6 protein-coding genes are annotated in these 6,808 nt (G+C 67.1%); all 6 read right to left on the bottom strand.

The window, feature by feature from the left end; all coding sequences use genetic code 11:
- Positions 1 to 193 precede the first annotated feature (193 nt).
- The gene (locus tag JNK68_07330) at positions 194 to 733 is read right to left on the bottom strand and encodes an NADH-quinone oxidoreductase subunit B family protein (GenBank protein ID MBL8540169.1); all 540 of its coding nucleotides are present in this window, start codon (positions 731 to 733) and stop codon (positions 194 to 196) included.
- A 33-nt stretch (positions 734 to 766) separates the two neighbouring features.
- On the bottom strand, positions 767 to 2,305 hold the full coding sequence (locus JNK68_07335) for an NADH-quinone oxidoreductase subunit C (protein MBL8540170.1): 1,539 nt from the start codon (positions 2,303 to 2,305) through the stop codon (positions 767 to 769).
- 50 nt (positions 2,306 to 2,355) lie between these two features.
- Positions 2,356 to 3,810 (bottom strand): hydrogenase 4 subunit F, encoded by a 1,455-nt coding sequence (locus tag JNK68_07340; protein MBL8540171.1) that lies wholly within the window; start codon positions 3,808 to 3,810, stop codon positions 2,356 to 2,358.
- Between the two features lie 63 nt (positions 3,811 to 3,873).
- The gene (locus JNK68_07345; GenBank protein ID MBL8540172.1) at positions 3,874 to 4,533 is read right to left on the bottom strand and encodes a formate hydrogenlyase; all 660 of its coding nucleotides are present in this window, start codon (positions 4,531 to 4,533) and stop codon (positions 3,874 to 3,876) included.
- A complete protein-coding gene (locus JNK68_07350; protein ID MBL8540173.1) occupies positions 4,530 to 5,480 on the bottom strand; it encodes an NADH-quinone oxidoreductase subunit H in 951 nt (316 codons plus the stop codon). The genes JNK68_07345 and JNK68_07350 overlap by 4 nt, the downstream gene beginning before the upstream one ends.
- The coding region (locus JNK68_07355; protein ID MBL8540174.1) for a hydrogenase 4 subunit B at positions 5,477 to 6,808 on the bottom strand (1,332 nt) is incomplete at its 5' end. The genes JNK68_07350 and JNK68_07355, both read right to left, overlap by 4 nt.

Genomic DNA, 6,808 nt, shown 5'->3' on the forward strand with positions numbered 1-6,808 from the left:
CCCGCGTGGTGCAGCACGCCGACGGAGCGCAACGGCGGCAGCGCTGCTTCGCGCTGCTCGCGGCGATCCTCGACGAAGACGTTGGCGTGTGCCGCAGAAATCAGAAGCAGGAACGCAACTGCCGGCAGCGTGCGAAGGGCCGCTCGAATTCGCGCGACATCGTCTGGGCGGCTCGCCGCTTTCCGTTCGGCTGTCACCTCAGGTGTCGCGTGCTCGCTCCCTTGGCGCCGACGTTGAGCGCCGTCAGGATGCCCTGCATGAGCGCGGTGGGCGTCGGCGGGCAGCCGGGCACCTCGACGTCGACCGGGATCACGTTCGACACGCGCCCGGCGCTGGCGTAGCTCTCGCCGAAGATGCCGCCGGTACAGCCGCAATCGCCGACGGCGACGACGAGCTTCGGTCCGGGTGTGGCGTCGTAGGTGCGCACGAGCGCCGTCTCCATGTGGCGCGACACCGGTCCGGTGACGAGCAGGAGGTCGGCATGACGCGGGCTCGCGACGAACCTGATGCCGAGCGCTTCGAGGTTGTAATAGGGATTGTTGAGGGCGTGGATCTCCAGCTCGCAGCCGTTGCACGAGCCGGCATCGACGTGGCGGATGGTGAGCGCGCGACCGAGCGTGTCGAGGATGTGGCGCTTGAGCCGCTGCGAGACGGCGCGCAGTGCGTCGTCGGGCGCGGGCGGTGCCTCGCTGACGATGCCGGTGCGCACGATCTGCTTCAGCAATTTGTGCACGCTGTCACTCCTTCGCTCGTTGCCTGTCGCCGCCTAGAGGTCGTGCCCGCTGTAGGACAGGTTGAACGACTTGTTGATGAGCGGGAAGTCCGGAACGATGTTGCCCATGATGGCATGCTCCAGCGCCGGCCAGTTCTGCCAGGACGGATCGTGCGCGTGACAGCGCCGGATCACGCCGTCGCGCGCTTCGATGGCGACGAGGACTTCGCCGCGCCAGCCTTCGACCCAACCCAGTCCGATGCGCTCGCCGTTGGGTCGCGGCAGCGCGATGTGCGACGCACCCCGCGGCATCTCCTCGACCAGGGTGCGCACGAGGCGCAGCGATTCGAAGATCTCGTCGAAGCGCACGGCGACGCGGGCGGCGACATCGCCCTGCCGGCGCGTGGCCATCTTCACCTCGAGCCGGTCGTACGGATCGAAGCCGGGTGCCACGCGCGCGTCCCAGGCCTGACCGCTGGCGCGGCCGGCGAGCCCGATCACGCCGAGCCGAGAGGCGAGCTGCGGGGTCAGGAATCCGCAGGTGAGAAAGCGGTCCTGCAGGCCGGCGTGGTCGTCGTAGATGGCGCGCAGCACCTGCACCTCGCGTTCGAGCGCGTCGCACTGCGCGAGCAGCGCGCTGGCGCCCGTCTCCGGCGGGAGATCGCGCGCGACGCCGCCGGGCACGATCAGGTCCATCAGCAAACGGTGGCCGAAGAGGCGCTGGTTGAGGCGCAGCACGTCTTCCTTGAGGCGCGAGAACTGGGCGAGGCCGAAGGCGAAACCGCCGTCGTTGCCGAGGTAGCCCAGGTCGCCCAGGTGATTCGCGATGCGCTCGCGTTCCAGCAGCAGGGCGCGCAGGACGAGCGGGCGCGGTTGCAGCTCGTAGCCGCCGAGCGTCTCCGCCGCCATCGCGTATGCCCACGCGTACGCCACCGTGCTGTCGCCCGAGATTCGCCCGGCGAGCCGGAAGCCCTCCTTGAAATCCACGCCGCCGAAGCGCCTGTCGATGCCCTTGTGCTTGTAGCCGAGCCGCTCCTCCAGCCGCAGCACCTTCTCGCCGACGATGGAGAAGCGGAAATGCCCGGGCTCAATGATGCCGGCGTGCACCGGTCCGACCGGGATCTCGTGCACGCCGTCGCCGCTCACGTGCACAAACGGGTAGTCGTCGATGCCGTTCTGCGGGGTGAGGCCGGCGAGCCCGGCGTGGCGCAGCGGAAAGCCGTCCGCCGGCCACGCCGCATGGCGCAGCCAGCGGCGCTGGTCGCCGCCGTCATAGCGGATGCCAACGAGGTCGAACACCGCACGCTGCATGCGGTCGGCGCAGGGAAAGACCGCCGTCAAGTCGGGTACCGTGGGATCTGCGGCGGCCACCGGCACGGTGATCCAGAGGAGCGCGTTCTGCACGATGAAGAGCGCGTGCAGGGCGAAGCCCGCGGCGCGGTCGCGCTCGTCCGCTCCCCACAGCGCCCCAAGCCGTCCGCCGCGCTCGCGCACGGCGACGCAGGTCGACACGAGGGCGGCCGGCTCGACCGTGCCGTGCCACGCGGGCACCGCGCTTGCCACCGGCGCGAGCGTTAGTCCCGCGATGTCCATCGGCTTGGCCTGGTTTCGTTCACGCCTTCACCTGTTCGCTTCTTCGTGCATCACCCGATCAGCTTGGCCGCCTCGCGGTACCACATCGCGAGGTATTCGGGAATGTAGAGGCCGAGCAGCAGCGCCAGCGCCAGATGCACGAACACCGGCAGCAATGCCGGCGGATGCGGCAGGCGCGTCGCGGTCGTCTCGCCGAAGACCATCGGCTGCACCTTGCTGAAGACCGCGGCGAAAGCGATGCCCAGCGAGACGAGAAGGAACGGCGTGGCCCACGCGTGCTCGCGCATCGCCGTGGTCAGGATGAGGAACTCGCTCGCGAAGACGCCGAAGGGCGGCATGCCGAGAATGGCGAGCGTGCCGAGCATGAGTCCCCAGCCCACCAGCGGGCTCACACGCACCAGTCCGCGGATGTCGTCGATCATTTGCGTGCCGGTCTTCTGCACGGCGTGGCCGACGGCGAAGAAGATGGCGGACTTGGTGAGCGAATGCACGGTCATGTGCAGCAGACCGGCGAAGCTCGCCACCGGACCACCCATGCCGAATGCAAACGTGATGAGCCCCATGTGCTCGATGGAGGAATAGGCGAAGAGGCGCTTGATGTCCTTCTGCCGCGACAGGAAGCAGGCCGCGACGACCACCGAGAGCAGGCCGAAGCCCATCATCAGTCGACCCGCCGACGCTCCCTGCAGCGCACCGTCGGTGAGCACCTTGCAGCGCACCAGCGCGTACAGCGCGACGTTGAGCAGGAGGCCGGAGAGCACCGCGGACACCGGCGTGGGGCCCTCGGCATGCGCATCGGGCAGCCAGTTGTGCAACGGCACCAGCCCGACCTTCGTGCCGTAGCCGACCAGCAGAAAGACGAACGCGATGCCGATCACGGTCGGCTCCAGCTGGTCCTTGACCGTCACGAGATGCGTCCACAGGAGCGCGGATGCGCCGCTGCCGAGCACCTTCTCCGCCGCCATGTAGAGCAGGATGGTCCCGAACAGTGCCTGGGCGATGCCGACGCCGCACAGGATGAAGTATTTCCACGCCGCCTCCAGGCTCGCCGGTGTGCGGTACAGCGAAACCAGCAGCACGGTGGTGAGCGTCGCTGCCTCGGTTGCCACCCACAGCACGCCGAGGTTGTTGGTGAGCAGCACCAGCAGCATGGTGAATTCGAACAGCTGGTACATGCTGTGGTAGAGGCGCAGGCGCCCGGGCGTGAGCTTGCCGTGCTCCTGTTCGACGAGCATGTACGGCCGCGAAAACATCGCGGTCGTCAGCGACACGAACGCCGTCAGCGTCACCAGGAAGACGTTGAGCGAGTCGACGAAGAACTGCTCGCCGAAGGCGATGATGGGGCCGTCCTCGATCACCTTCGCAGTGAGCGCCGCGGCGCCCGCGAAGGTGACAGTGCACAGCGCGATGTTGATGTGTGCCGCCCAGCGCTGATGGCCCGCAGCCGCGAGGAGCAGTCCACCCGCGAGCGGCGTCAGCAGCACGATCAGGATCTCCGCGTTCATGCCTTTCGTTTCCCGCTCCCCGCTTCCCTGTTCACTCCTTCACTCCTTCGCCGCTTCACCGCCTCACTCCTTGAGCTGTTCGAGATGCCGGATGTCGAGGCTGTCGAAACGCTCGCGGATCTGGAAGAAGAACACGCCGAGGATGACCATGCCGACCAGCACATCGAGCGCGATGCCGAGTTCGATCACCATCGGCATGCCGTAGGTGGCGCTGGTGGCGGCAAAGAACAGCGCGTTCTCCATGGAGAGGAAGCCGATCACCTGCGGCACCGCCTTCGAGCGGGTGATCATCATGAGGAAGGAGAGCAGCAGGCTGGCGAGCGCGATGCCGAGCGTGCCCTTGGTCACGGTGGCCGCGAAATGGGAGATCGGCGTCGCGAGGTTGAAGGCGAGGATGACCAGCACGATGCCGACGAGCATCGTAGTCGGGATGTTGATGAGGGTTTCCACGTCCCATTTCACGTGCAGCCGTTCGATGAGACGGTGCAGGATCCATGGCAACAGGAACACCTTGAGTGCGACGGTGATGAGACCGGACCAGTAGAGATGGCTCTGGCCCGTCGTGTAGGCGACGAAGAGCGTTGACAACGCGAGTGTCGCGCCCTGCAGGGTGAACAGGTTGATGAGCGACAGGATCCGCCGCTGGGCGAGCATCGCGAACGACAGCAGGAGCATGGCCGACGCGAAGAGGTTGATGATCTGACCCGAAAGCGCGGGGCTCATCCGACCTCCAGCAGGAAATGCACGAGCATCGCCAGCACGGCGAGCATGAAGGCGGTGCCGAGAAACTCCGGCACGCGGAAGATGCGCACCTTCGCGCTCATGGTCTCGATCAGCGCGAGCAGGAACCCGCCGACGGCGAGCTTCGCGGCGAGCGCCGGCACCGCGAGCACGATGCCGAGCACGTCACCGCCCTCGGCGATGCCGAACGGGAAGAAGATCGCGATGCCGATGCAGGAATAGACGAAGAGCTTGATGCTGGCGGCCCACTCGACAAGCGCCAGATGGCGCCCTGAGTATTCGAGAATCATCGCCTCGTGGATGATCGTGAGCTCGAGGTGCGTCGCCGGATTGTCCACCGGAATGCGCGCGTTCTCGGCGAGCGACACCATCGTGAACGCGACGCCGGCGAAGGCGAGGCTCGGATAGATGCCGAGTTCGAGCCGCACCAGCTTCTCGACGGTGGTGGCGAGCGAAGTCGACTGGCTGATGAGCGATGCGGTGAAGAGCACCATGAGCAGCGCCGGCTCCGCCAGGAATCCGATCATCATCTCGCGGCGTGCGCCGAGCGAGCCGAACGCAGTGCCCACGTCCATCGCCGCGAGCGCGACGAAGATGCGCGCCAGGGCGAAGATGCCGACCAGCGCGATGGCGTCCGCTGCGGCGGCAAACGGCAGGTCGGTGCCGAGGGTCGGGACGATGGCAGCGGCCAGGCACATGCAGCCGAAGACGACGTAGGGCGCCACGCGGAACAGCGGCGAGGCGTCGTGTGCGAGCACGACGTCCTTCAGCAGGAGCTTGCTGAGCGTGCGATAGGGCAGCAGGATTCCCGGTCCGCTTCTGTTCTGCAGCCACGCGCGACACTGGTTGACCCAGCCCGTGAGCATCGGCGCGAGCAGCACGGCGAGCAGGAGCTCGATGATCTGTGCGAGAGCGCCTGTCCAGTTCATGTGCGCACGAAGAGCAGCAGGAGCAGCAGCGTGACGAAGCTGTAGATCAGGTAGATGGAAATGCGGCCGCGCTGCAGAACGGTGACGATGCCGGTGATGCGATCGACCGCTTTCGCGAGCGGCAGGTAGATCCAGTGCCAGAAGTGGTCTTCGACGACGACGCGATAGCGCGGTGCGGCGTCGAAAGAGGACGGCAACTCGCGCGTCATGCGGAAGAACGGCGCGAAGACTTCGCGCACCGGCTGACCGAAGCCTTCCGCGGTGTCCTGCATGCGCGGTGTCTGCAGCGGATAGCCGCAATCCCACGCCGGCGCGCGGCGCAGCCGTCCGTGATAGAGCCTGCGCACGGCGATCCAGACGATGCCGGTGACGAGCGCGATGCCGGCGAGGATGAGCAGCGGACTGTAGCTCGCGCGGTCAGGGTTGATCGGCGCGAGAAAGAGCCAGCTGCCTGCGGTGACGGCATCGCCCAGGCCGCGCCCGTTGAGCAGCAGCGTGACCTCGTCGATGCGGTCGATCACCTGCACCGGGAACACGCCGAGCAGCACGCACCACGCCGCGAGCCAGACGAGTGCGACGCGCTCCAGCATTCCGCAGTCCCTGGCCGTGGCGAGCCGGTCCTCGCGCGGCTGCCCGAGAAAGACGACGCCGTAGAACTTGACCATCACGTATCCGGCGAGTGCGGCGGTCAGCGCAACGGCGGCCGCCGCCACCGGGATCAGCATGTTGAGATAGGCCTGCGGCAGACCGGGGGTGAGCAGGAACGCCTGCAGCAGCAGCCATTCCGACACGAAGCCGTTGAGCGGCGGCACGCCGGCGATCGCCAGCGTGCCGAGCAGCGCGAGCCACGCGACCCACGGCATGCGGCGGATGAGGCCACCGAGCTTGCCCAGCGCGCGCTCCTTCGTTGCGTGCAGCACGGAGCCCGTGCACAGGAAGAGCAGGCTCTTGAAGAAGCCGTGGTTCACGCAGTGATAGATGGCAGCGGTCAGCGCCAGCGCGGAGAGCGCCGTCATGTTGTAGGCGCGGAACGTGATCGCGAGGCCGATGCCGACCAGAATGAAGCCGATGTTCTCGATCGACGAATAGGCGAGCAGCCGCTTCATGTCGCTTTGCACGGCGCTGAAAACGACACCGAAGAGCGCTGTCATCAGACCGAGGGCGAGCACAAGCACACCCCACCACCAGATCTGCAGGTAGAGCAGATCGAAGGTCACGCGCAGCAGCCCGTAGATCGCGGTCTTGAGCATGACTGCGCTCATCAGCGCCGACACCGGCGACGGCGCGGCCGGATGCGCCTCGGGCAGCCAGACGTGCAGCGGCAGCAC

This window comes from Betaproteobacteria bacterium (assembly GCA_016791345.1).
GTDB lineage: Bacteria > Pseudomonadota > Gammaproteobacteria > Burkholderiales > JAEUMW01 > JAEUMW01.

Coding starts and splice junctions, on each gene's coding strand:
- JNK68_07335 (MBL8540170.1), bottom strand. CDS start 2,305: ATGGACATCGCGGGACTAACGCTCGCGCCGGTGGCAAGCGCGGTGCCC.
- JNK68_07345 (MBL8540172.1), bottom strand. CDS start 4,533: ATGAGCCCCGCGCTTTCGGGTCAGATCATCAACCTCTTCGCGTCGGCC.
- JNK68_07350 (MBL8540173.1), bottom strand. CDS start 5,480: ATGAACTGGACAGGCGCTCTCGCACAGATCATCGAGCTCCTGCTCGCC.
- JNK68_07340 (MBL8540171.1), bottom strand. CDS start 3,810: ATGAACGCGGAGATCCTGATCGTGCTGCTGACGCCGCTCGCGGGTGGA.